Source organism: Nonomuraea sp. NPDC050394, from assembly GCF_044459065.1.
Taxonomy (GTDB): domain Bacteria; phylum Actinomycetota; class Actinomycetes; order Streptosporangiales; family Streptosporangiaceae; genus Nonomuraea.
Map to the genome: position 1 here is coordinate 46626 of NZ_JBITIO010000010.1, position 24690 is coordinate 71315.

General features: G+C 71.2%; 25 protein-coding genes. 16 read left to right on the forward strand and 9 right to left on the reverse strand.

Features of this window, described 5'->3' with window-relative positions:
- Positions 1–16 precede the first annotated feature (16 nt).
- Positions 17–790: an enoyl-CoA hydratase/isomerase family protein gene (locus tag ACIBKY_RS33580; protein ID WP_397103028.1), complete on the forward strand. Its 774-nt coding sequence runs from the start codon at positions 17–19 to the stop codon at positions 788–790.
- A gap of 169 nt (positions 791–959) precedes the next feature.
- Here the strand turns inward: ACIBKY_RS33580 and ACIBKY_RS33585 are convergent, their stop codons facing one another.
- The 4 genes from ACIBKY_RS33585 to ACIBKY_RS33600 form a co-directional block, all read right to left on the reverse strand.
- Positions 960–1571 carry a class I SAM-dependent methyltransferase gene (locus tag ACIBKY_RS33585; protein ID WP_397103030.1) on the reverse strand — a complete coding sequence of 204 codons (612 nt, stop codon included), beginning with the start codon at positions 1569–1571 and terminating at the stop codon, positions 960–962.
- A gap of 147 nt (positions 1572–1718) precedes the next feature.
- Positions 1719–2957 carry an MFS transporter gene (locus tag ACIBKY_RS33590; protein WP_397103032.1) on the reverse strand — a complete coding sequence of 413 codons (1239 nt, stop codon included), beginning with the start codon at positions 2955–2957 and terminating at the stop codon, positions 1719–1721.
- A gap of 5 nt (positions 2958–2962) precedes the next feature.
- Positions 2963–4414 carry a family 20 glycosylhydrolase gene (locus tag ACIBKY_RS33595; RefSeq protein WP_397103034.1) on the reverse strand — a complete coding sequence of 484 codons (1452 nt, stop codon included), beginning with the start codon at positions 4412–4414 and terminating at the stop codon, positions 2963–2965.
- Positions 4411–5610, reverse strand: a complete 1200-nt coding sequence (locus tag ACIBKY_RS33600; protein ID WP_397103036.1) for a glycoside hydrolase family 1 protein — start codon at positions 5608–5610, stop codon at positions 4411–4413. Before ACIBKY_RS33600 ends, ACIBKY_RS33595 begins: the two co-directional genes overlap by 4 nt.
- Before the next feature lie 92 nt (positions 5611–5702).
- Here ACIBKY_RS33600 and ACIBKY_RS33605 point away from each other — a divergent pair, with 92 nt between their 5' ends.
- Positions 5703–6299, forward strand: a complete 597-nt coding sequence (locus ACIBKY_RS33605; RefSeq protein WP_397103038.1) for a TetR/AcrR family transcriptional regulator — start codon at positions 5703–5705, stop codon at positions 6297–6299.
- A gap of 51 nt (positions 6300–6350) precedes the next feature.
- On the opposite strand, the gene ACIBKY_RS33610 is transcribed toward ACIBKY_RS33605, so the two are convergent.
- On the reverse strand, positions 6351–6803 hold the full coding sequence (locus tag ACIBKY_RS33610; protein ID WP_397103040.1) for a hypothetical protein: 453 nt from the start codon (positions 6801–6803) through the stop codon (positions 6351–6353).
- Between the two features lie 72 nt (positions 6804–6875).
- The gene (locus tag ACIBKY_RS33615; protein ID WP_397103042.1) at positions 6876–7700 is read right to left on the reverse strand and encodes an alpha/beta fold hydrolase; all 825 of its coding nucleotides are present in this window, start codon (positions 7698–7700) and stop codon (positions 6876–6878) included.
- A gap of 67 nt (positions 7701–7767) precedes the next feature.
- Between ACIBKY_RS33615 and ACIBKY_RS33620 the strand changes: the two genes are divergently transcribed.
- From ACIBKY_RS33620 to ACIBKY_RS33675, 12 genes are all read left to right on the forward strand, one after another.
- Entirely contained in the window at positions 7768–8337 is a 570-nt protein-coding gene (locus tag ACIBKY_RS33620; protein ID WP_397103044.1) for a TetR/AcrR family transcriptional regulator, read from the forward strand.
- A gap of 26 nt (positions 8338–8363) precedes the next feature.
- The gene (locus tag ACIBKY_RS33625; protein ID WP_397103045.1) at positions 8364–8987 is read left to right on the forward strand and encodes a class I SAM-dependent methyltransferase; all 624 of its coding nucleotides are present in this window, start codon (positions 8364–8366) and stop codon (positions 8985–8987) included.
- 20 nt (positions 8988–9007) lie between these two features.
- Entirely contained in the window at positions 9008–9295 is a 288-nt protein-coding gene (locus ACIBKY_RS33630; protein ID WP_397103047.1) for a hypothetical protein, read from the forward strand.
- The gene (locus ACIBKY_RS33635; protein ID WP_397103049.1) at positions 9292–10497 is read left to right on the forward strand and encodes a DUF6395 domain-containing protein; all 1206 of its coding nucleotides are present in this window, start codon (positions 9292–9294) and stop codon (positions 10495–10497) included. Before ACIBKY_RS33630 ends, ACIBKY_RS33635 begins: the two co-directional genes overlap by 4 nt.
- On the forward strand, positions 10485–11336 hold the full coding sequence (locus ACIBKY_RS33640; protein WP_397103051.1) for a M55 family metallopeptidase: 852 nt from the start codon (positions 10485–10487) through the stop codon (positions 11334–11336). Before ACIBKY_RS33635 ends, ACIBKY_RS33640 begins: the two co-directional genes overlap by 13 nt.
- Positions 11333–12877 carry a flavin monoamine oxidase family protein gene (locus ACIBKY_RS33645; protein ID WP_397103053.1) on the forward strand — a complete coding sequence of 515 codons (1545 nt, stop codon included), beginning with the start codon at positions 11333–11335 and terminating at the stop codon, positions 12875–12877. The genes ACIBKY_RS33640 and ACIBKY_RS33645 overlap by 4 nt, the downstream gene beginning before the upstream one ends.
- 25 nt (positions 12878–12902) lie before the next feature.
- Positions 12903–13433 carry a YbaK/EbsC family protein gene (locus ACIBKY_RS33650; protein ID WP_397103055.1) on the forward strand — a complete coding sequence of 177 codons (531 nt, stop codon included), beginning with the start codon at positions 12903–12905 and terminating at the stop codon, positions 13431–13433.
- Positions 13434–13627: 194 nt separating this feature from the next.
- Entirely contained in the window at positions 13628–15742 is a 2115-nt protein-coding gene (locus ACIBKY_RS33655) for a protein kinase (RefSeq protein WP_397103057.1), read from the forward strand.
- A 16-nt stretch (positions 15743–15758) separates the two neighbouring features.
- A complete protein-coding gene (locus ACIBKY_RS33660; protein ID WP_397103059.1) occupies positions 15759–17528 on the forward strand; it encodes a serine/threonine-protein kinase in 1770 nt (589 codons plus the stop codon).
- Positions 17529–17563: 35 nt separating this feature from the next.
- Entirely contained in the window at positions 17564–18787 is a 1224-nt protein-coding gene (locus ACIBKY_RS33665; protein WP_397103061.1) for a serine/threonine-protein kinase, read from the forward strand.
- Positions 18788–19005: 218 nt separating this feature from the next.
- On the forward strand, positions 19006–19785 hold the full coding sequence (locus ACIBKY_RS33670; RefSeq protein WP_397103063.1) for an electron transfer flavoprotein subunit beta/FixA family protein: 780 nt from the start codon (positions 19006–19008) through the stop codon (positions 19783–19785).
- Positions 19786–19804: 19 nt separating this feature from the next.
- Positions 19805–20758 carry an electron transfer flavoprotein subunit alpha/FixB family protein gene (locus tag ACIBKY_RS33675; RefSeq protein ID WP_397103065.1) on the forward strand — a complete coding sequence of 318 codons (954 nt, stop codon included), beginning with the start codon at positions 19805–19807 and terminating at the stop codon, positions 20756–20758.
- 48 nt (positions 20759–20806) lie between these two features.
- Here ACIBKY_RS33675 and ACIBKY_RS33680 read toward each other — a convergent pair whose 3' ends face one another.
- The gene (locus ACIBKY_RS33680; protein WP_397103067.1) at positions 20807–21142 is read right to left on the reverse strand and encodes an HIT family protein; all 336 of its coding nucleotides are present in this window, start codon (positions 21140–21142) and stop codon (positions 20807–20809) included.
- A complete protein-coding gene (locus ACIBKY_RS33685; protein WP_397103069.1) occupies positions 21139–22302 on the reverse strand; it encodes a cysteine desulfurase family protein in 1164 nt (387 codons plus the stop codon). Before ACIBKY_RS33685 ends, ACIBKY_RS33680 begins: the two co-directional genes overlap by 4 nt.
- Before the next feature lie 54 nt (positions 22303–22356).
- Between ACIBKY_RS33685 and ACIBKY_RS33690 the strand changes: the two genes are divergently transcribed.
- On the forward strand, positions 22357–22857 hold the full coding sequence (locus ACIBKY_RS33690; RefSeq protein ID WP_397103071.1) for a TetR/AcrR family transcriptional regulator: 501 nt from the start codon (positions 22357–22359) through the stop codon (positions 22855–22857).
- 150 nt (positions 22858–23007) lie between these two features.
- A complete protein-coding gene (locus ACIBKY_RS33695) occupies positions 23008–24132 on the forward strand; it encodes an MFS transporter (protein WP_397103073.1) in 1125 nt (374 codons plus the stop codon).
- Here ACIBKY_RS33695 and ACIBKY_RS33700 read toward each other — a convergent pair.
- Positions 24129–24665: a hypothetical protein gene (locus ACIBKY_RS33700; RefSeq protein ID WP_397103075.1), complete on the reverse strand. Its 537-nt coding sequence runs from the start codon at positions 24663–24665 to the stop codon at positions 24129–24131. The genes ACIBKY_RS33695 and ACIBKY_RS33700 overlap by 4 nt on opposite strands.
- Positions 24666–24690: the final 25 nt, after the last annotated feature.

Genomic DNA, 24690 nt, shown 5'->3' on the forward strand with positions numbered 1-24690 from the left:
CGGTAGCGTGCCTGGCATGGGTGAGTTCGTGCGTGTCGAGGTGGCCGACCGGATCGCGACGATCAGACTCGATCGTCCCAAGATGAACGCTCTCAACGGGCAGGTACAACAGGAGATCGCCGAGGCCGCCCGCCTGGTCGATGCCGACCCCGTGGTGCAGGCGGTGATCCTTTACGGTGGCGAGCGCGTCTTCGCCGCCGGAGCCGACATCAAAGAAATGGCCGACATGTCCTACGCCGACATGTCCGCCCACTCCCGCACCCTCCAGGACTGCTTCACCGCCGTGGCCAGAATCGGCAAGCCGGTGATCGCCGCGATCACGGGATACGCGCTGGGCGGCGGATGCGAGCTCGCCCTGTGCGCGGACTTCAGAGTGGCAGGAGAAGGCGCGAAGCTGGGCCAGCCCGAGATCCTCCTGGGCATCATCCCCGGCGCGGGCGGCACCCAGCGCCTCCCCAGGCTGGTGGGCCCGTCGAAGGCCAAGGACCTGATCTTCAGCGGCCGCCACGTGACGGCCGGGGAGGCGTTGTCGATCGGCCTGGTGGACAAGGTGGTGGCCGACGACCAGGTGTACACGGCGGCACTGGAGTGGGCGTCGACCTTCGCGGCCGGCCCGACGATAGCGCTGAGAGCCGCGAAACAGGCAGTCGACCAGGGCCTGGAGGCAGACCTGGACACCGGCCTGGAGATCGAACGCCTGCAGTTCTCCGGCCTGTTCGCGACAGAGGACGCCAAGGTGGGCATGCGCGCCTTCACCGAGAAGACCAAGCCCAAGTTCACCGGCAACTAACCACCAACGAGGTCCCTGCTCCTCGCTTCGTTCGGGCGGTTCCGAGTGGCCCCCTCTCCTTTGGAGGCCACCGCCTGTTCGTTGTCGCGCGTCGGAGGCGATCGGTCCGGGTTGGCCGCCGGGTCCCGCGAGCGGGGGTGTGCCTGTCGTCGAGGTGACTGGTGGGCGGTCAAGGGGCCTTGGTGGGTCTGCGGCAGTGGTAGACGAAGGCCGGGGGGAGGTTGGCCCAGATGGTCCGGCCCACCACGACTTCTTCGAAGGCCGCCTCCAGGGATCGGCGGAGCCCGCGTGCCGGGGCGGCCCAGCGCAGGTGCGCGTACGCGAACGTGGTGAACGCGCCCTCCCGGGAGAGTGAGCCGACCACGGCGTCCAGGACGTCACGCTGCTTGGCCGGCGGGAACGCGGCCCACGGCAGGCCGCTGACGATCACGTCCGCGGGCAGGTGACCGCGCCGGGTCAGCAGGGCGGGCAGCTGCCGGGCGTTGCCGGCCACGACGTCCACGCCGGGGAATCGGGCGGCCAGTCCGCGGGCGAACTGTTCGTTGCTCTCCACGGCGATGTGGTGGCCGCGACCGCCGAGCAACCGCTGGATCACGTGGGTGAACGCGCCGGTTCCCGCGCCGAGTTCGACGACGACCGGGGCGCCCGTGTGCGGGATCGGTGCGGTGATGGCGTTGGCCAGGGCGGTGCTGCTCGGGGTCACGGCGCCGACGGTCATCGGGTGACGGGCGAATTCCAGCAGGAAGGAGATGCGGTTGTCGTCGGCGGGTCTGCGGTTCATGGTTGTCTGCGCGATCAGGTGTGGGCGAGGCCCTGGCCGGGATCGTGGACGACGGCCGTCCACGTGTCCACTGTGCCAGTCAACGCCGTCCAGCACGCCACCGGCAGGCGCGTGACCTGCCGATCCTGATGGAGAACCCGGCGGGGCTCAGCGCACCGACCTGATCGGAAGCACGGCGAGGGCGCCGAGCGCGGCGACGACGGTGACCGCCAGGTAGAGGGCGCCGTAGCCGCCGAAGGCGGTGACGATGGTCCCGGCGGCCACGGGTGCGACGGTGCTGGGCAGGGTGGCGGCGATGTTGATGACGCCGAGGTCCTTGGCGTAGTCGTCCTTGCGGGGGAGCACCTCGGAGACCAGGGCCATGTCGACGGAGATGAAGGTGCCGAACCCGATCGTCAGGACGACCGCGGAGACGATCAGCCCGGTCACGGTGGGCCAGAACACGGGAAACAGCGCGGAGGCGGCGATGATGAGCCCGCCGGCCAGCACGAGGGGTTTGCGCCTGCCGAGCCTGTCGGACAGGGGCCCGGACAACCCGATGGCCAGCAGGAAGCCGGGCAGCCCCGCCAGGCCGATGAGGGGAACCAGGCGCGCGGCCTCGTCGAGGGTGAGCCCGATGTGGTCCTGGGCGATGTACAGCTGGAAGGTGTTGGTCATGGCGAAGCCGCCGAAGATGAGGATGCGGCCGAGGAAGGCCCAGAAGAAGTCGGGGTGGCGTACGGGGTTGACCCAGAAGGCGCGGGCGAGGGCGCGGGCCGGCAGCGGTGGCCTGGGGACGTGCCGGTTGTCGCGGTCGGGGTTGAGCGCGAGGAAGATCACGATGGTCAGCAGGACCAGCCCCGCGACGCTCAGGTAGCCGACGGGGATACGGCCGGCGAAGGCGGAGGCGAGGACAGGCCCGAGGAGCGCGGCCAGGACCGTGCCGAGCCCGATCAGGGTGGAGAATCGGCCGCGCCGGTCCGTGGGGACGCGGTCGGGCAGGATCGACGACAGCGGACCTTGGAAGGCGTTGAAGCCGAACTGCAGGATCATCATGGCCACGACGAGGTGGGCGATGGCGGTGGACAACCCGGCGACGACCATGCCGACGGCGCCGATGGCGGCGCCGGCCAGCATCCAGGGAGTACGGGCGCCGTGCCGCGTACGGGTCCGGTCGGACAGGATGCCGACCACGGGCTGGGCGAGCATGGCGGCGACCGCGCTGAGGGTCTGGACGAGGCTGAGGTTCTCGATCTTGGCGGTGGCGTCGATGGCCTGGACCTGCAGGGGCAGGTAGTAGGCGGCCACCGCGTAGGCGAGGGGCGCGGCGGCGCTGGCGAAGGGAATGGAGAGGAACAGCCGCCGCATCGGGGTGACGGCGGGGGCGTGTGTCTCGTGGTCCGTCATGGCGTTCAGGTCCAGTCGATTTCGGTGGACCTCAGGAACGTCAGGCCCCGTTGCGCCCACAGGCGTCCGTCGGCCGCCAGGTGCCGTCGTTCTTCGTTCCAGGGGGTGGGCCGTCCGGTCCAGGCGGTACGGGCGATGGTGGCCAGGCGGGGCAGGAGCATGGTGGTCAGGTCGTCGAAGCCGCGCAGGGTCTCGCTCCACAGGGCCGCCTCCACTCCGGCCACGTGCTCGTCGCCGAGCCCGTACGCGCCCGGGTCCCAGCCGGCGACGTCGCGGACGGTGCGGGGCTCGTAGATGAATCCGAGGCCGGCGGCGCGTTCCCGCTGCGCTTCCGGGACGATCGCGGGGGCGTAGGGCCGGTCGAGGTAGAGGTGTGACTGCGGCGACAGCAGAACTCGTCCACCGGCCCCGACGATGCGCGCCAGGTCGTCGCCGGAGGGTGCGAAGAATTCGGTGATGGTGGCGATGAGGTCGCCGGTCAGGCCCAGGGCGGTGAGTTCGGGGCGCCGGTCGAGGTCGCCGGGGACGGGCAGGTCGATCATCTCGGGGTCGACCCACCACTGCGCGACGCCGCCGGGGTCGAGGCCGGCGCGTGCGGATTCCTGCCAGCCGAGCGGCTGCTTGCCGCCGGCGCGGATGACGGCGCGGGCCAGCACGACGGCCTGGTCGTAGAGGGTGCCGTCCATGCCGAAGGCTTCGTCGGCGCCGAAGTGGACGTAGGGGCCTTCGGTCATGCGGCACAGCTCGGTCAGGACGTGGGAGACGAAGTCGCGGGTGGCGGCCTCGCGCGGGTCGAGGGCGACGGGGGCCGGCAAGTGGGCGCTCCAGCCGGTCGGCGCGGGCAGGACGGCCAGGTCGGGGTAGGCGCGCAGGGCGGCGGCGCTGTGACCGGGCAGGTCGATCTCGGGAACGATGACCACGTGCCGCCGGGCCGCGTGGCGTTGCAGCTCGGCGTAGTCGGCCGTGCTGTAGTGCGGGGTGCCGGCGGTGAGGCGGGGCAGGCCGGGGATCTGGATCCGCCAGCCCTCGTTGTCGGTGAGGTGCAGGTGCAGGACGTTGAGCCGGTGGATGGCGGCCAGGTCGATGATCTGGCGCAGTTCGGGAACGGTCCAGAAGTGGCGCGCGGTGTCCAGCATGAGGCCGCGCCAGGCGTAGCGGGGTCCGTCTTCGACGGTCCCGGCGTGCGGCGGGCCGTACAGGCGGGTGTGCAGGGCGGCGCGGAACAGGCCCTGGTGGGTGCGGGCCCGGCAGACGGTGGCGGTGGGGGTGGTGGTGATGCGGTGGCACTCGTCTCCGCCGCTGATGGGCACGCCCGCGGCCGCCGGCGCGCGGGTGAGGTCGCCGAGGGTCAGGTGCAGGTTGGTGGTGAGGGGCGCGTGGGGGCGCGCGAGGTCGGCGACGAGGTCGGCGACGGGCTGGAGCGACGGGTCGGCGACCGTGACGCGTGCGGCGTTCATGGCAGGTACGGCAGGGCGCGGGTGCGGCCGACGGCGCCGAGCCAGGCGGCCGACGGTTTGGGGGTACGGGCGAAGGTTCCCCGGTCGACGTGGATGAGGCCGAAGGTGGGCGCGTAGGTGCCCCATTCGTAGTTGTCCAGTGCGCTCCAGTGGAAGTACCCGCGTACGTCGACGCCGTCGGCCATCGCCTCCGCCATGCCGGTGAGGGCGGCGCCGGTGTAGGCGATGCGGCGGGTGTCGTCGGCGGTGGCGATGCCGTTCTCGGTGACGATCAGCGGGACGCCGGGGACGACGGCGGCGGTGTGGCGCAAGGCGTGACCGAGCGCGGCGGGGTAGTACTCCCAGCCCGTCAGGGTGCGTTCGGCGTCCGGGGGCACGGGCAGCGGGCCGTCGGGGCCGATGCGGGTGCGGGTGTAGGACTGCACGCCGAGCCAGTCGTCGTCCGCCGCGGCCTGGAGGAAGAGGTCTTCGCGGGGGTGGGAGTAGGCGGCGGCGAGGTGTTCGGCGCCGGGCAGCGGCTGGTAGACCTGGTTGGCGACGGTCCAGCCGGTGCGCACGTGGGGGGCGTGGGCCTTGACCGCCTCGACCGCGCGGCGGTGGGCGTGGACGAGGGCCTGGGAGACGGCCTGGTCGGGCTCGGGCAGGCCCGCCTCGGGCATGGCGGCGCCGGTCGTGAGGAGCTGGATGAAGCCGGCCATGGTGGCGATCATGTTGGGTTCGTTGATGGTGCACACGTGCTCGACGCCTTCGCCGTACACGGGGGCGGCGGCTTCGACGTAGCGGGCGAACAGGTCGCCGGAGTCGGCCGCGGGCCAGCCGCCGCGCTGGCTGAACCATGCCGGGGTGCTGAAGTGGTGCAGGGTCAGCATGGGCCGCAGTCCGCGTTCGCGGGCGCCGTCGACCATGCGGCGGTAGTGGTCGAGGGCGGCCCTGGAGAATTCGCCCGGCGCCGGTTCGACGCGGGCCCACTCGATGCTGAAGCGGTAGTCGGTGAAGCCGAGGCCGGCCAGCAGGTCCATGTCCTCGCGCCAGCGGTGGTAGCTGTCGCAGGCGTCGCCGCTGGGTTCCTTGATGTGGCCGGTGCCGGTGGAGCTGTGCTCCATGACCCACCAGTCGCTGTTGGTGTTGCCGCCTTCGGTCTGGTGGGCGGAGGTGGAGGCTCCCCAGAGGAAACCGTCGGGAAGGGGACGATGCACGGATGGGTCCTTCCAGGTGGGGGGTGGTGGCGCCTCAGCGTAACCACGAAAACCTTGAACCTCAATAGTTTCGTGTCGCTAGAATCCTCCGCGTGAGCGCACCACGGGGCCCGTATGCCAAGACCTCCGCCAAGCGGGAGCGGATCCTGCGCGCCGCCCTGGAGATCTACGCCGAGGCCGGCAGCCGCAAGGTGTCGGTACGCGACATCGCCAAGCGGGTCGGCATGACCGACACCGGGGTGCTGCACCATTTCGGCAGCCGGGAGGGCCTGCTGACCGCCGTGCTCCAGGCCAGGGACGAGATCAGCGCCGAGATGTACGGCAGCGCCCTCACCGACCCCCCGGCCGGGGCGAAGATGCTGGCCGACAACGTCTCCACGCCGGGCCTGGTCAAGCTCTTCCTGGATGTCGCGGCGGCCGCCGCCGAGCCCGAACATCCGGCGCACGACTTCTTCACCGAGCGCTACGCCCGTTTCCGCAGGGAGGGCGCCGCCGCCCTCGCCGACCCCGCCCTCACCCCCGGCTCCGGCACCGAGGCCGGTCACATCGACGGCGAGTGGGCGGCGCGGATTCTGATCGCCGCCATCGACGGGCTGCAGATCCAGTGGTTGCTGGAGCCGGAGATCGACATGGCGGCCGACCTCGCGGCCCTGCACAGAACGCTCCTGGCGGCTCTACGCCCGAACTAGACTCAACGCCCGAACCAGGGCTCTACGCCCGAACCAGGCTCTACGCCCGAACTAAAGGTGGAAGGGCGCGGTCTCCACCTTCACCCGCAACCAGAACCTGCCGTCGAGTTCGAGCTTGCAGTTGATTTTGTAGGTGTTCTCGTTCCCGCCGCCGATCGTCGAGGCGCCGGTGTCCACGCGCCTCGTGACGTTCGGTCCCTGGCGGATCTCGTATCCGGTGTGCGAATGCCAGGTCGCCGAGATGCCGTTCCAGTGGCGGTGAACAGGGAAGCACCAGATGCGCATCTTGCGGGTCTTGGCGCAGGATCCAAAGCCACGGTAGGTGTACCTGTTCGCGTTCCGGTTCCAGCTGACCGCGGCCTTCACCGTGCAGCCGAAGGCGCTCGCCTCACGCGAACTGCCCCCGACGGGGCCGGCGGCATTGACGGGAGTGGCGCACAGACTCAGCCAGGAAACGAGAACGACCGCCCCCGCCGCCAGTACGCGTAATCGCCCATGACCCATCGAAGATCACCTCGACAGCTTGTCCAGGGTCCTTTCTCAGGCTTACCAGACCGGTGAAACCGCGTCGAGGGGCTATCCGGGGTCATTGGCCGGGTGGGTGAGCAGGCGCGTGAGCTCCCGGCAGAACGCCGCCGGTTCGGTGACGTGGGCCAGGTGGCCGCCGGGGAACTCCGCGACCCGGAGGCCGAGCCGGTCGGCGAGTTCCGTGGTCGCCCGGTAGCAGGGATACCCGCGCGAGGCCCGTCCCGCCGCGAGGATGATCTTGGTGCGCAGCTCCGCCAGGGCGGTCAGATCGAGCGTGCCCGCGGGGTACGGCCGGAGCTCATGCTCGAACCAGTGCGCGACGTTCGCCCGTATTGGCGGGACGAGCAGGTGCAGTCCCCTCCCGGCGTTCATGGCCTTGCGATCGGGCTCGGCGAACGTGTTGTCCCGGAACAACTTCAGCGCGGGCCGCATACCGCGCCGGCGGTAGGTGTCGTAGGCGTCGTGGAACAGGTCGATCCAGCGCTGCCCGTCGGGCAGCAGGCGCATCGCGGGCGGTTCGAACGGTACGACGGCGTCCACGTGGCCGGGATGCCGGGTGAGGAGTTCCAATGCCACCAGCGCGCCGGAGCTCTCGCCGAACACGGCGGCGGGCCGGTCACCGATGTGCTCGATCAGCCGGGCGGCGTCGTCCGCGTCGACGGCCACTAGGGAGTCGCCGGCCGGCCCGTCGGCACGGCTGCCGGAGAACCCGCGACGCGCGTAACGAACCACGGTGTATCCGGCCGCCAGCCGTTTCGCGACCCGCGCGAACGCGAGGCCGGTGCCGCCCGCACCCGGTATCAGCAGCAGAGTCCGCCCGGTACCGGTCGCCGTGTACGAAAGCACGGCGCCGGAGACCTGAAGTTTCGGCATGGCGACACCATATGAGACACACTGTGTATAGGCAAGACACTATGTCTACGGACGGTACGCTACGGGGATGGCCGCGCAGTGGAAGGAGATCGTCGAGGCACATCGCCGCGACGCCCGCGAAACGATCCTCGACGCCACGGCGGCCCTGGTCGCCGAACGAGGACTCACCGGAGTGACGATGTCCGGCATCGCCGCCGGAGCCGGAATCGGACGCGCCACCCTGTACAAGTACTTCTCCGACATCGAGGCGATTCTGCACGCATGGCACCAGCGCCATGTCGAGCAACATCTCCAGCGGCTGGAGCAGGTCCGTGCACGGGCCACCGATCCGGGCGAACGCCTCGAAGCCGTACTGACCGCCTGCGCCGAGCTGGCCCATCATCGCCCGGACACCGGCCTGGCCGCCCAGTTGCACCGCGACCAGGACGTGGCCGGCGCCTACCGTCGCGTCCACGCCATGGTCCGTGACCTGATCGCCGACGCCGCCGGCTCCGGCGTCATCCGCACCGACGCCACCCCGGACGAGCTGGCCGCCTATTGCCTGCACGCGCTCACCGCGGCCACCGGGATGCCGTCGGAGGCCGCGGTGCGTCGCCTGGTCGCCATCACCTTGAACGGCCTGCGCGCACCCCGATAAGAGACAGCCACCGGTCAGGGGAACCTTTGCCGAACGAGACGTACTGGAACACCAATGTCGCCCGCCACCCCGGGATTCTGCGTGAGATGCCCGAAGGGTGCGCGGAGGCGCTGGACGTGGGCTGCGGGGACGGCCTGCTCGTGGCGAAGCTGGCCGGGAAGGCCAAGCGGGTCACCGGCGTCGACACCTCGCCGGAGATGATCGCCCGCGCCCGGGAAAGGGCCGGAGGAAGCCGGGACGTCGTTCTCCTGGAGGGCGACTTCCTCGCCGCCGACCTGCCGCGGGAGGGATTCGACTTCATCTGCTCGGTGTCCACGATCCACCATATGGACTTCGAGGCGGGCCTGGTCAGGATGCGTGAGCTGCTGCGTCCCGGCGGCAGGCTGGTGGTGGTCGGGCTGGCCCGCGACGTCACCCTCGCGGACTGGCTGGTCAGGATCCCGGGGCTGCCCGCCGTATGGCTGGTCAAGAAGCTGCGGCGGGCCGCCGGGCCCCCGGGCATGCCCGCCGCCGACGTCCAGATGGGGTACGGGCAGGTACGGCGGGAAGCGCGGCGGCTGCTGCCCGGATCCCGGTACCGCCGCCACCTGCTGCGCCGGTATTCGGTGATATGGGAAAAGCCCGGTGGAACAGCCGAATATGAGGGCTGATGCCGGTATGGTGACGGTTCATGATGCGCGTCCTGGTTCCTGTACGGCTGCGTAAGGCGGTACGCGGCTGGTTCGACTCCCGGTACATCTCGGTCGCGGATCATCGCCAGGACATCAAGGACGCCCTCTGGGAGGTCCAGACGCTCCGGCGCGAGGTCGTCACCCTCCAGGAGGAGGTCAGGCAGCTCGCCTCCAGGACCGGTGACGCGCAGCGGCTGTCCAAGGAGACGGCGGACGCGCTCGACCACGTCCTGCAGAACGAAGTGCTGGTCTGGCAGGCGATCGACGGGCTCAAGGAGCGCTCGTGAGGGTCGTCTGGGACGGCGCCAGGCTGGCCTTCCGCCTCGACCCCGAGGACGAGATCACCGGCAGGGCGGCCGACGAGCACCCGGTCAAGCTCAGGACCAGCTCGTGCGCGTTCGGCGGCGTGCCGGACGACGCGCACCCCGACCTGTTCGCCGTGGCCGCCTGGTCGGTCGTCGCGCCCTGGACACGCAGGCGGATCACCTTCGACCGGCCCGTCTCCGCCGAGGTGGCGCAGGCGTTGCACGACGGTTGGGGGATCGAGGCGGGCCCCGTCGGCGGGCCGTCCAGGAGCCAGGGCCGGACGCTGGCGATCTCCTACAGCGGCGGCGCGGACTCCGTCGCGGCCGCGGCGATCTTCCCCGAGGCGCCGTTCGTGCACTTCAGGCGGGTACCGCATCCGAGGGTGCCCAACCGGTGGACCCACTACCGCTCCGACGTGCTGGCCGGCCTGGCGAAGAAGACCGGCCGCGAGCTGACCACGGTCACCTCCGACCTGGAGTTCACGCTCGCCGAGCCGCGTCCCGGCTACCCCGAGCACCACGCCGTCGCGGCGGGCGCGCTGCTGCTGGCCGACCGGATGGACCTCGGCGGGCTGGCGTTCGGCTACGAGCTCGGCTCCCGGTGGCTGGGCGGTGACCGGTACCTGCTGCGGTTCACGCCGGACAACCCGATGTGGGCGCCGCACGGGGCGTGGGGCCGGTTGTTCGCCGCCGCCGGCGTGCCCATCGTGCTGCCGGTCGGCGGGGTCAGCGAGGCCGTGACGATGCGGCTGGCGCTCGGCTCCGCGCTCAGGGCCCAGGTCCGCTGGTGCCTCCAGGGCGGCGACGGGCCCTGCCGTACCTGCGGGAAATGTTTCTACAAAGAGATCATCCAGGCCGCCGTGGAGCGGCGGCCCCTCGACACGCCGCTCACCGCCGACCGCGCCGTGGTGCGCAAATGGCTGCGCAAGCCGCCTTACGGCGGCATGGAGATGATCGAGTACGGCCTGGCCCGCATCCCCGGTGTGGAAAGCTCCATACTTGCCGGAGCCCTCGACTACTTCGACGCCACGGAGGAGTCCACGAGCTGGCTGGAGCGCTGCTACCCGCCCGCCCTGGCGGAGATCCCCGAGCCGTGGCGCGAGCCGGCGAGTGCGTTCATGGCGGAGAACGCCGGGCTGATGACCCCCGGCGAGGCACGGCGCGTGGAGGAATGGGGAGCGTGAAGGTCTACCTGTCGGTCGACATGGAAGGCGTGACCGGGTTGACCGACCCGGAGGAGATGCACGCGGGCAAGCGCGGCTATGAACGCGGCTGCGAGCTCATGACCGCCGACGCCAACGCGGCCGTCGAGGGGGCGTTCGCGGCCGGGGCGACGAACGTGCTGGTCAACGACGCGCACGGTTCCACGAAGAACCTGCGGATCGACCTGCTCGACCCGCGCGCCACGCTCATCAGGGGGCCTGGCAAGTCGCAGCGGATGGCCCAGGGACTCGACGCGTCCTTCCAAGCGGCCTGCTTCGTCGGCTACCACGCCATGGCCGGGGTGCCGCACGGGGTGCTCAACCACACGTGGATGGGCAAGGAGATCCAGAACGTCTACCTCAACGGCGAGGTCTGCGGCGAGACCAGGATCGTGGCCGCGTGCGCCGGGTTCCACGGGGTGCCGGTGGTCCTGGTCGCCGGGGACGAGGCGGTCGGCGAGGAGGCCCGCGAGCTGCTCGGCGACGTCGAGACGGTCGCGGTCAAGAAGGGCATCGACAAGTTCTCCGCCGAACTGCTGCCGCCGAGCGTGGCCCAGGCCAGGATCCGGGCCGCCACGGAGCGGGCGCTGAACCGGGTCGCGGACTTCACGCCCTATGCGGTGGCGGCGCCGTACACGCTGGGGGTGGAGTGGAATTCCACCGCCATCGCGGCGGCGGTGGCGCTGATCCCGGGCGTGAAGACGGCGGGGACGCGCCACACCGAGTTCACGACCGACGACTTCACCCAGATCATGGCGCTGTTCGGGCTGTTCGCGACCATCGGCGGTCAGGTCGCCTGCGGTAGCGGTCCCTACGGATGAACACGGTCACCCGGCGCGGGCTCCTGGTCGGGATCGGCGCGGCCGGGGGAGCTGGGGCGATGTACGCGGCGATGGGGGCGCTGGGGCTGGCGCCCGACGAACAGGAGAAGGCGTTCACACCGCCGTCGCCGGGCGACTTCACGCTGCGCGGCAAGGCCTCGGCCAAGGTGGTGATCATCGGGGCGGGGGTCGCGGGGCTGACGGCCGCGTACGAGCTGGGCAAGGCCGGCTACGACTGCACGCTGCTGGAGGCGCGGGCGCAGGCCGGCGGGCGGAACCTGACGCTGCGCGGCGGCGACCGGCTGACCGAGAGGAGCGGGCCCGCGCAGGACGTGCGGTTCGGGGAGGGCGTGTACTTCAACGCCGGGCCCGGGCGGATCGCGCCGTGGATGGTCACCATGGACTACTGCCGTGAGCTGGGCATCCCGATCGAGGCGTTCATCAACAACAACGCCAACGCGTTCGTGCACACCAACGGGCGGACGGTCCGGGCGAAGGCCGCCCGAGCCGACATGTACGGATATATCGCCGAACTCCTCGCCAAAGCCACAAATGTCGGCCAGCTCAACCGCAAGCTCACCAAGGACGACAAGGAACGGCTGCTGGAGTTCCTGCGCCGCTTCGGCGACCTCGGCCCGGCCTACGACTACAACGGCTCCGCCCGCCGCGGATTCGTGAAATATCCGGCCACCCAGAACGGCATCCAGCTCGACCCGCCCGGCTCACTCCACCAGGTCCTCGCCGCCGCCACCGGCCGCGCCATCACCAACGACTTCGGCTACGACCAGGCCACCCCCATGTTCCAGCCGGTCGGCGGCATGGACGCCATCGTCAAGGCCCTGACCGCCGCCGTCGGCCCCGAACGCATCAGGACCGGCGTCCAGGTCACCGCCGTCACCACCCGCGAGAAGGACGTCCAGGTCACCTGGAACGGCGGCGCCCTCACCGCCGACTACTGCCTGGCCACGCTCCCGCCGCACATCCTCGCCAAGATGACGCACAACCTCGGCGCCGACGTCACGGCCGCGCTCAAGCGGCCCGTCCCGGTCGCCGCGGGCAAGATCGGCCTGGAGTACGGCCGGCGCTGGTGGGAGATCGACGACCGGATCTACGGCGGCATCACCGAGACCGACCTCGACATCACCCACATCTGGTACCCCTCCCACGGCTACCACTCCCGCCGCGGCCTCATCGTCGGCTACTACACCAGCGACCAGCACGCCGAGCTGTACGGCGCCCTGACCCCCGAGGACCGCCGCCGCCGGGCACTCACCCAGGGCAAGAGGATCCACGGCGAGAAGTACCGGGCGGAGCTGCTGTCCGACGTCTCCGTCGCCTGGGAACGCCAGCCGCACATCCAGGGCGGATGGGCCCGCTGGCCCGCCTTTGATTCGTCCTTCACTCTTCTGCAACGCCCCAGCGGAAGGGTTTACTTCGCGGGTGACTGGCTCACCCACCTGATCGCCTGGCAGGCGGGGGCCATGGAGTCCGCGCGCAACGCCGTCACGCAGCTGCATCAACGAGTGCTGCAGTCACCGTAGCGACGGCGGGCGTAAGGTCCTGAGGATGGAAGAGACTTTGCACTGGCAGCCTGCGGCGACACACACCGAGCTCCTTGCCGGCCCGGTGGCCGAGGCGGTGCGCGCGCTCGCTGACGACGACGTCCACGTGGCCGCGATCGACCCCGGCCTGGCCGACACCGCCGCGTTCTGTGAGAAGTACGGCGTGGCACTCGACGAGTCGGCCAACTGCGTGATCGTGGCGGGAAAGCGGGGCGGTGAGGTGCGGTACGCGGCGTGCATGGTGCTGGCGACCATGCGGGCCGACGTCAACGGCGTCATCCGCAAGCACCTCGACGTCCGAAAGTCCAGCTTCGCGCCGATGGCCGAGGCGGTCGAGCTGACCGGCATGGAGTACGGAGGCATCACCCCGCTCGGACTGCCGGCGGACTGGCCTATCCTGGTTGATTCGAACGTGGCATCGCATAACAGGGTCGTCATCGGCAGCGGCGTACGCAGGTCCAAGCTCGCCGTCTCCGGGGCACTACTGGCCGGGTTGAAGGGTGCCGAGGTGCTCGACCTGGCCACTGGAGCGTAGGAGCTCTGACCGTAGAGAGAGCGAGGAACGATGCCGGCGAAGGTCAGAGCGGACGCGACCATTTAGACATTGAGATCTATTCGAGACCGTTGGATGGGAAACCGATGGGGCTGATCCGGACGTTGTACGAGTGGGAATGTGGCCCCATGGTTCATCTCGTGGGCGGGGATTAAGCCGGTATGGTGCTTCATGCCATGAACGATGACCGACTCGGCCCTTACCGGCTGCTCAGGCGGCTCGGTGAAGGCGGAATGGGCGTTGTCCACCTCGCTGTCGATCAGCATGGTCGGCAGGTGGCGGTCAAGGTCCTGCGTGCCGAGGTCGCCGGCGACGAGGTCGCCAGGCGGCGGCTCTCGCGTGAGGTCGAGACGATGCGGCGGGTGCGCAGCAAGTACATCGCCGAGGTGGTCGACGCCGACGTCACGGGTCATCGGCCGTACATCGTCACCCGGTACGTGGCCGGGCGCGCCCTCGACGAGATCGTCAGGGACGACGGCCCGCTGGAGCTGCCCGCGCTGCTCGCGGTCGCGCACGGCGTGGCCTCCGCGCTGTCCGCCGTCCACTCCGTGGGCGTCATCCACCGCGACCTCAAGCCGGGCAACGTGCTCATCCTCGACGGCCAGCCGGTGCTGATCGACTTCGGCATCGCCCAGGCGGTCGACGCCACCCGGCTGACCCAGACCGGCATGTTCATCGGCACGCCCGGCTACCTCGCGCCCGAGATCATCGAAGGTCAGGAGGCGGGGCCGGAGGTCGACGTGCACGCCTGGGCGGGCACGCTGCTCTTCGCCGGCACCGGCCTGCCGCCCTTCGGCAAGGGCACGCTGGAGATGATCTTCTACAACATCACCGCGGGCAAGGCTGACGTGAGCGCCGCGCCGGCGGTGCTGCAGCCGCTGCTGAAGGCGGCCTTCCAGCGCAACCCCGCCAGGCGGCCCAAGGCGGCCGAACTGGCGGAGCAGACCGCGCGGCTGCTGCCCAAGTCGGCCAGAACCATCCCGGACGAGATCTCCACCGTCCCCCGCACGGACCGTACCGGCGACTCGCAGGCCCCGGCCCAGCCGCCCCAACAGTACGTTTCCCTGCTCCCCAACGGTCCCCAGAACGGCGGCCAGGCCCCGCCGGCCACCTCAGGCCCGCACCAGGGCCAGGCCCCGCCCGCCTCGGGCCCGCACCAGGGCCAAGGCGGCCAGAGCGGCCAGAGCCAGGGCCAGAGCGGCCAGAGCCTGGGGCAGAGCGGCCAGGGCCAGAGCGGCCAGAGCCAGGGGCAGAGCGGACAAGGCCCGCAGGTCACCATGCCTCCCCGGCACGGTCAGCCGTCCCCGCACGCCGCGTCGGGAGCGCAGGCGCCACCGCAGCACGGCGCGCCTCCGCCCGGCCCCGCGCACTCCGACCAGCACGCCAGGCCGCCCGGCTACCAGCAGAGTCCCGCCCAGGGCGACCCGTGGCCCACCCGCAGGGTCACCCCGGAAGAGCTGCGCCAGATGCAGGACGGCGGCGGCGCCCCCAGCGTGCCGTGGCCTGGTCAGCAGGGCTGGCACAACAGCTACCCGCCGCCTCCGCGCGAGGGCGACGTGCCGACCACGCGGGTGCGCTCCGAACCGCCGCCCTACGTTCCGGTGCAGGCGCCGCCGCACCAGCAGTACCCGCAGGATCCGGCCACGCGCCGCGAGCCGTACATCCCGGGAGTACGTCCGGGACAGCTCCTGCAGCGGTCCCGCGCGTACGGCGTGGCCGGCGCGATGCTGCTGATCATCATGATCGTCCTGGCCGCGCTCGCCCCGGTCCTGGTGGCCCTGGTGGCCCTCCCGGTCGCCCTGCTCCTGCGCGCCGCGGACCTGGCCCAGCCCGAGCTGAGCGCGCGCCGCTCCACCGGCGCCGCCGCGCTCGACGTGCTGCGCGTCTTCAGCCATCCGAAGGCGCTGGTCAAGTCGGCGGGGATCACGCTGGCGCTGGTCCTGTACGCCGCCATCCTCGGGCTGCCGGTCACCCTCCTGCTCACGGTGCTGGGCAGGAGCGTGCCGGCGAACGCCCTGGCCTGGGGCGCGGCCGTCGCCATCTGGACGATTTGCGCCGGTCCCGGCGTCGAGGGACCTGGCCGCCAGATGCGCAGGACCCTCTCATCCCTCGTACCCTCAAGGACATCGGCCATGGTGATGGCCGGGGTGCTCGCGGCGGGCGCCGCGCTTTCACTGGTGCTCGCCATCGGTACGTTCGGCACGTCGCCGAATTTGCGCGCAGTATGGACACCAGTGAACGTCTCGCAGCTGGAAGATCAGCTCGGGAAACTGTCGAAGTCGGGGGGATGATGCAGGGAGCCAGGCGATGAACACGCAGGTTCCAGAGCGGCTCGGGCCGTACCGGCTGGTCAGGAAGATCGGCGAGGGCGGCATGGGTGTGGTCCACCTGGGCATGGACGCCGATGGCGGCCAGGTGGCCATCAAGGTCCTGCACCCGCATGTCGCCGCGGACCTCAAGGCGCGCGACCGGCTCACCCGCGAGGTCGAGACCATGCGGCGCGTGCGCAGTTCGCACGTGGCCGAGGTGCTCGACGCCGAGCTCGTGGGTGGCCAGCCGTACGTCGTGACCCGGTTCGCGCCGGGCCGCACGCTGGAGGACACCGTCCTCGCCGACGGGGCGCTGCGCGACTACGAGCTGGTCCGGCTGGCGCGCGGGCTCTGCCAGGCGCTCGTGGCCATCCACGCGGCCGACGTGATCCACCGCGACTTCAAGCCCTCCAACGTCATGCTCGTGGGCGGGGAGCCGCTGGTCATCGACTTCGGCATCGCGCACCTGGTCAACGCCACGCGGCTGACCCAGACCGGGATGTTCGTCGGCACGCCCGGCTATCTGGCGCCCGAGATCATCCGCGACTCGGAGATCACCCAGGCGGCCGACGTGCACGCGCTGGCCTCCACCGTCTTCTTCGCCGCCACGGGCGCGCCGCCGTTCGGCACGGGCACGTTCGAGGCGGTCTGCTTCAACATCATGGAAGGCCGGGCCCAGCTCGACAAGGCGCCGATGTGGCTGCGCGGCTGGCTGAGCCGTGCCCTGCAGGTCGACGCCCGCTCGCGGCCCGGTGCCCAGGAACTCCTGCGGATGGCCAGGCAGCTCGACCCGACCAGGACCGCCTTCCACGAGGTGCCCACCGCGCCGCCGCCCTCTGGGGGTACGCGCGTGCTGCCCGCCGGGGACAACTACTCCGACCTGCTGCCGCCGGTCGAGTACGCCAAGCCGCCGCGCGTGGAGAGACCGCAGCGGGTGGAGAAGCAGCCGCGGACCGCCACGCCGCCGCCCTATGTGCCGGCGCCGTTGCCGCGCACCGACCAGCGGGTCGCCGGTTATCCGGCGCCGCCCCAGGTGCGTCCCTACACGCCGCCGCCCGCGCCGGCGACGCAGGCCAGGCCGTACACGCCGCCGGGGGAGCGCAAGCGCTTCGTCGTCGGCAGCCAGCTCGTCGGGTTCTTGCTGCTCGTGGGGCTGACCGCGATGACGGTCATGGTCCCGGTCACCGTCGGCGCGGTCGCCATCGCGCTCGCGGTCGTGCTGCGCGTCGGCGAGTACCTGTTCGGCGAGATGGTGAACCGGCGGCGGGCGCGCGGCGGAGGCAGCTCGGCCGACGCGTTGCTGGCGATCGTCGGCACCCCGTGGGCGCTGGTGAAGGCCGCTCTGATGACCCTCGTGCACGTGCCGCTCGCCCTGGCCTTCGGCGCGATCGTCTGGGGCATCCTGCGCTGGGGCGGCGGCATGAGCATCAACGGGGCCGCCGCCTACGCCGCCGGGGCCTTCACGCTCGGCCTGTTCGTCCTGCCCGGCGGCGGCGCTCCGCGCAAGGCCGTGACCCGCAGCCTGACGAGCGTGCTGCGCACTCCGGGCGCCGCCCTGGTCGCCACGGTGGCCGTCGGCACCCTGACCTTGCTGGCGGTGTTGTTCGCCTTCAGCCAGAAGACCGTCTGGACCCCCTGGGAGCCTCCCTCCGAAGTCATCGACCGCCTGACCGCCCAAGCCCAGGACGGCGCCGTCAGCCTCCTCACCGGCCTGGCCGACGACCTGCTCAAGAAGACCGGGCTGGGATTCCTGTCACCCTGGTCCTGAGTGTCCCGTCCCTGCCACCGGGGGAAAGGATGGGTATGAGCGAGCAACTGGGGCCGTACCGGTTGCTGTCCCGGCTCGGCGCGGGCGGGTTCGGCGAGGTGCATCTCGCGCTCGACGCCGAGGGCCGGACGGTGGCGGTCAAGATCCTGCATCCGCACGTGGCCGCCGACGATGCCGCTCTGACCAGGCTGGCGCGTGAGGTCGAGACGATGCGGCGGGTGCGCGGGGCGCGGGTGGCGGAGGTGCTCGACGCCTCTCTGGACGGCGAACGCCCTTATCTGGTGACCAGGTATGTGCAGGGGAAGCCGCTGTCCGCCGTCACGGTGCCGGTCGCCGATCTGCGGCTGCTGGCTTGCGGGCTGGCCGAGGCGCTGTCGGCCATGCACGAGGCGGGCGTGACCCATCGGGACCTCAAGCCGGCCAACGTGATGATGGCCGACGGCGAGCCGGTGGTGATCGACTTCGGGATCGCGCTCGCGCTCGACTCCCTGTCGGTGACCGCCTCGGGCGCGGTGATCGGGACGCCCGGCTATCTCGCGCCCGAGCTGCTGGAGGGGCGGGAGGCGGGCATGGAGGCCGACGTGTTCTCCTTCGGCGCCACCATGGCCTATGCCGCTACGGGGCGGGAGCCGTACGGGAAGGGGCCCGCCTCCGCGGTCGCCTACCGGGTGGTCCATCACGAGCCCGACCTCGACGGCGTGCCGGAGTGGCTGGCCCCGCTCCTGCGCGAGTGCCTGGCGCGCGAGCCGGCCGCGCGGCCGACGGCCGCGCGCGTCTGTGCGGTGCTGGGCGCCACACCGGCCCCGCGCGGCAGTCACAGCCGCGGACCTTCCTCCGGTACGGCACAGCCGCCGGTCCTGGTGGCCGATCCGCACGCCGAGCCCACCCGCGAATGGCGGCCGGGCGCCCGGCGGGACGTAGGTCTGGAGCGCGCGCTGCACCGGGAGAAGGTGCGCAGGCGGTGGGTGATCGGGTCGGGGCTGTTCGTTTCGTTGCTGGCCGCGGCGGCGCGCGAGCCTCTGCCCGAGGTGTCGCTGTTCCTGCTGTCGGCCTTCGCGCTGGCGATCGTGGCCGACGCGGGGGTGGCCCTGGTCTCGCGGCGGCAGTTCAGGAACCGCAGGATCGTGGCCGATCTGGCGACGATCGCGGGGACGGGGGCGTTGTGGTTCGGGCTGAGCACGTTCTTCAGCCCGTTCACTCTGGCCCTGTTCGCCGGGACCGCGCTGGTGGCCGGTGTGGTGTTCCTCATGTCGGCCTGATCACATTTCCCGATCCACCCCATAGCCGGACTCTGGAACAAAGTTCGGTAAGCTGGGGCCACCTGCGAGTTTGCCCTCAAGCTACTCATGGGTAACATAGCGACTCAGGAACGAGGGGTGACCCGCCGACGCGGTCCACCCCTGGCACCTGGCACTCTGGACACCGCACGAGCTTTCTACCGAGCTATCCGGCGAAAACGGGAGGTCGGCCACCGGCCATGAACATCGTCGTCTGCGTGAAGCAGGTTCCCGACACGGCGACCGAGCGCAAGCTGCGGTCCGATGACAAGACGCTCGACCGTGACGCCGTCGACGGCGTGGTGAACGAGCTTGACGAGTATGCGGTCGAGGAGGCGCTGAAACTCAAGGAGGCCCATGGCGGTGAGGTCACCGTCCTCACCATGGGCCCCGGCAAGGCCACCGAGACCATCCGCAAGGCCCTGGCCATGGGCGCCGACAAGGCGGTCCACCTGACCGACGACGCCCTGCGGGGCTCGGACGCGCTCTCGACCTCCTACGCGATGGCACAGGCGCTGAAGAAGATCGGGTTCGACCTGGTCATCCTCGGCTCCGAGTCCACCGACGCGCGTACCGGCGTGCTGCCCGCGATGCTGGCGGAGCGCCTGGGCGCGCCGCAGCTCACGCTGGCCAACAAGGTCGACGTCGAGGGCTCCTCGATCACGATCCAGCGCCTGACCGACTACGGCTACGACAAGGTCGAGGCATCGCTGCCGGCCGTCGTCTCCGTGGTCGAGAAGATCAACGAGCCGCGTTACCCGTCCTTCAAGGGCATCATGGCGGCCAAGAAGAAGCCGGTCGAGACGCTCGGCGTGGCCGACGTCTCCGCCGACGCGGCCCAGGTCGGCCTCGGCGCCGCCTGGTCGGAGGTCGTGGACTTCGCCGCGGCCCCGCCCCGCGCGGCCGGCACGATCGTCAAGGACGAGGGCGACGGTGGCGCGAAGGCCGCCGACTTCCTCGCGTCCAAGAAGTTCATCTGAGAACGGGGGTTTTGCTGATATGTCGGAAATTCTCGTTCTGGTCGAACACGTCGACGGCGAGGTCAAGAAGGTCACGCTTGAGCTGCTGACCCTGGCCAAGTCCCTCGGCTCCCCGTCGGCCGTCTGGGCGGGTCCCGGCCTGAGCGACGCCGCCACGGCCAAGCTCGCCGAGTACGGCGCCGACAAGGTCTACAACGCCTCCTCCCAGGAGATCGTGGACTACGTCGTGGCCCCGAAGGCCGAGCTGCTCGCGCAGCTGGTCTCCTCGGCCGCGCCCGCCGCCGTCCTGGTCGCCGCCACGGCCGAGGGCAAGGAGATCGCCGGCCGCCTGGCCGTCAAGACCGACTCCGGCGTCATCACCGACGCCGTCGGTCTGGGCGACGGCTTCGTGGCCGACCAGTCGATCTTCGGCGGTGGCGTCAACGTCAAGTCGAAGGTGGCCAAGGGCACCCCGATCGTCGCCGTACGCCCCAACTCCACGGCCCCCGTGGCCGCGGCCGGCGCCGGCGCCGTCGAGGAGGTAGCGGTCGCGCTGTCCGACGCCGCCCGCGCGGCCAAGGTGGTCGACCGGGTCAAGCAGGAGAAGGGCGCGCGCCCCGAGCTGACCGAGGCCGCCATCGTGGTCTCCGGCGGCCGCGGCGTGGGCTCGGCCGAGAACTTCTCGGTCATCGAGGGCCTGGCCGACGCGCTCGGCGCCGCCGTCGGCGCCTCCCGCGCCGCGACGGACGCCGGGTGGTACCCGCACCAGTTCCAGGTGGGCCAGACCGGCAAGACGGTCTCGCCGCAGCTGTACGTGGCGGCGGGCATCTCCGGCGCCATCCAGCACCGGGCCGGCATGCAGACCGCGAAGACCATCGTCGCGATCAACAAGGACCCCGAGGCGCCGATCTTCGAGCTCGCGGACTACGGCGTGGTGGGCGACCTCCACCAGGTCGTGCCGCAGCTGACCGAAGAGGTCAACAAGCGCAAGTAGGCACACGGGCGGCGCCGGACCCCTCGCGGGCTCCGGCGCCGTCCGCTTTCACCCGAGCGCCCGCCTGAGGCGTGCGGCCAGGAGCTCGCCCTCCTCGGGGCTCCACTCCAGGACACCGTTCTCGGCCATCAGCGCGTGGTACTGCTGCCGCTCGTACGGAACGCCGGGCGGCAGCGCCGCCACGTGCCAGTGCAGGTGGGAGTTGCCCTGCCGGCTGCCGAGCGAGAGCACGTAGGTCCGCTCGGACGGGACCACCGCCTCCACGGCCAGCGCCACCCGGCGCACCACGCCCATGAGCGCCAGGTAGGCGCCTTCGTCGAGGTCGCGGACCACGTGCTCGACGTGCGCCTTCGGGCAGACCAGCACGTACCCGGGCAGGGTCACGACAGGCCCGCCCGGCGGGCCCGTTCGACCGCGGCGGGCAGGACGTCGACCAGGCGGTCCACGTCCTCCAGGGTCGAGGTGTGGCCCAGGCTGAAGCGCAGGGAACCTCGGGCGGCGGCCGCGTCGGCGCCCATGGCCAGCAGGACGTGGGAGGGCTGGGCGACCCCCGCGGAACAGGCGGAGCCGGTCGAGCACTCCACGCCCTTGGCGTCCAGAAGCATGAGCAGGGCGTCGCCCTCGCAGCCGGGGAAGGAGAAGTGGGCGTTGCCGGGCAGCCGGTCGACGGGATCGCCGTTGAGCACGACGTCGGGGACGGCCTGCCGTACCCGCTGGATGAGGGTGTCGCGCAGGGCGGTCAGGCGGGCGTGCTCGTGCTCCTGATCGCGTACGGCCACGCGCACCGCGGCGGCGAGCCCGGCGATGGCGGGGGCGTCGAGGGTGCCGGAGCGTACGTCGCGCTCCTGGCCGCCGCCGTGGAGGACGGAGACCGGCGTCAGCCCCCTGGCCAGCAGCAGGACGCCGACGCCCATCGGGCCGCCGATCTTGTGCCCGGTCAGCGTGAGCGCGTCGGCCGTGGACTCGGCGAAGGAGACGGGCAGCTGGCCGATGGCCTGGACGGCGTCGGTGTGGAAGGGGATGCCGTGCTCGTGGGCGACGCCGGCCAGCTCGCGCACGGGCTGGATGGTGCCGACCTCGTTGTTGGCCCACATGACGCTGACCACGGCCACGCCGGACGGGTCGCCGGCGATGGCCGCGCGCAGCTCCGACGGATCGACGCGGCCCACCGGGTCGACGGGCAGGAGGGTGACGCGGGCGCCCTGGCTGCGTTCGAGCCACTGGGCCGGGTCGAGCGCGGCGTGGTGCTCGACGGAGCTGATGAGGATGCGGTCGGCGGGGCGGCGCGACCAGTACAGGCCCTTGATGGCGAGGTTGTCGGCCTCGGTGCCGCCGGAGGTGAAGACGACCTCGCTGGGGCGGGCGCCGAGGGCGTCGGCGATGGACTCGCGTGACTCCTCGACGATCCGGCGCGTCTGGCGGCCGGCGGCGTGCAGGGAGGAGGCGTTGCCCACGCGGCCGAGTTGCTCCGTCATGGCCTCGATCGCCTCGGGGAGCATGGGAGTGGTCGCCGCGTGATCAAGGTAGGCCGACGGTCTGGTCACCCGTCCAGGGTATCTCGCTTGCTACTGTACCGTCCGGACGGTACAGTGTCAGGTATGCGTAGAGACGAGTTGCTGGATGCCGCGGAGGGACTCCTCTGTGACCATGGCTCCGACGCGCTCACGCTGGCCGCCGTGGCCGACCGTGCGGGAGTGAGCAAGGGCGGGCTGCTCTATCACTTCAGCACCAAGGAAGCGCTGATCAAAGCGATGGCCGAACGCCTCATCGGCGACTTCGACGAACTGATGGCGGCGCAGCCGTACGACACCTATACCAAACGCTACCTGGGCGCCACGATGGCGGCGATCCGCTCCGGCCGGCTCCGACGATGGGCCGTGGTGACCGGAGCCTCCGGGAACATGTTCCTGCTCACGCCGCTGCGTGAGGCCATGAGCCGCTGGCATTCCGAGGGCATCAGGGACGAGCCCGACCCGGTCGCCGCCCAGATCGTCCGCCTGGCCTGTGAGGGCCTGTGGGACGTTGCCAGCCACGACCCGAGCCTGCATTCGGAGGAGGAGCTCGCCGCGCTGGAGCGGCGACTGCTCGCGCTCCTCTGAGCGAAACCCTTCCTGACAAGGGGTACGGCCCGGCGGCCGTGCCCCTCTTCTTTGTGCGTGTGAAAGGAACCTGTGATGACCCGCGACCTGAGGACTGCCCGTTTCGGGGCGATCCTCACCTTTGTCCTTGCTGGCTTGATGGTGGGCACCATGACCGTGCGCATCCCCGCGCTGACCGACAAACTCGGTCTGTCCGCGGCGGAGGTGGGCGGCGTACTGCTCGCCTGGGGTCTCGGCGCGCTCGTCAGCATGCAGGCGATGCGCGGCGTCATGAGCCGCGCGGGCAGCAGGGCGGTCCTGCGGGTCGGCGGTCCCCTGACCGCGCTCTCCCTGCTCGGACTCGCCTTCGCGCCCAACCTGCCGTTGCTGCTGGCGACCGCGGTGCTGTTCGGCATGGCGTTCGGCGCGGTCGACATCGCCATGAACGCCCAGGGCTCGGCGGTCGAGCAGGCGTACGGGCGGCCGCTCATGAACAGCATGCACGCGGGCTGGTGCGTCGGCGCCATCGGCGCGGGTGTGATCGGCTCCCTGTCGATCGCTTCGGGGCTGTCGCTGACCGCCAACCTGGCGCTCATCGCCCTCGTCTCGCTGCCCGTCATGGTGTGGGTGAGCCGTTCGTACCTGGCCGACAAGCCCGTGACGGGTTCGGCGGCCGAGACCGGCAAGAAGCGCCTGCCACCGGTCGTCTACCTGCTCGGCGCCATCATGTTCTTCGCCTTCATGGTCGAGGGCACCGTGGCCGACTGGAACGGCCTGTTCATGCGCGACTCGCTCGGCGCCCCCGAGGCGCTGGCCGCGCTCGGCTACCCGATCTTCGAGGCCGGCATGCTGCTGGCCCGGCTCACCGGTGACCGCCTGCGCTCCCGCTTCGGGGTGAAGGGCCTGATGACCGCCTCCGGGCTGGCCACGGCCGCCTTCTTCGCCATCGTGCTGACCGCGGCGACGCCGATCATGGCCTTGGCCGCGATGTTCTTCGTCGGCCTCGGCGTCGCCACGATCGCACCGGTGACGATGTCCATGGCGGGAACCGCCACGGACACCCCCGGGCCCGCGATCGCCCAGGCGGGCGCGATGGGGTACGCCGGACTGCTGCTCGGTCCCGTGGTGATCGGGTTCCTGTCCGACGTGACCTCACTGCGCACCGCGCTCGGGCTGGCCGTGGTGCTCGGCCTGCTGATCGCGCTGGCCGCCCGCTTCCTGCCGCGCCCGCGCCTCCTCGCCCCCGTGAGGATGCCGGAGCGGGGCGAGGAGCGCGAGCTGGCCAGGGCCGGCTAGGAGAAGGCCTCGACGCGGGTGCGCCGCTCGATCTCCAGGCGTTCCGCCTTGCCCATCTTCGGGGTCTCGGTGTACTCCCAGCCGCCCTTCACGGCCTTCACCTTGACCCCGGCGGCGTTGAGCAGGCGTACCCACTCACGGAAGTCGGCGTCGTAGTTCCGGTTGTACCTGGGGTCCATCGCCTTGGGCATCAGCACCTGCTTGTCCGCGCAGCGCTTCACCTTGGCCTCCTGGCCCTTGGCCGGGACGCCGATGCCGCCCGGCCCCACGACCGCCGGGGCCGAGGCGAACTTCACGCCCTGCGCCTTGAGGCAACGGTTGTAGGCCTCCCGCAGGCGAAGGAGCCGGGCCTCGGTGTAGTCGAGCGGGAGCCGTACACCCCGCTCCGCGCCCTTCTCCGCGACGGGCGCGGGTGCGGGGGTTTTGACGGGCGCGGGTGCCGGAGTGGGGGTCGCGGCGTGCGCCGCGATGCTGCCGCCGCCCAGCGTGACGGCGGTGAGACCGGCAATGGCGAGTGCTTGGGTGAGCTTCATGGGCCTCACCCTGCCGCCCGCTTTT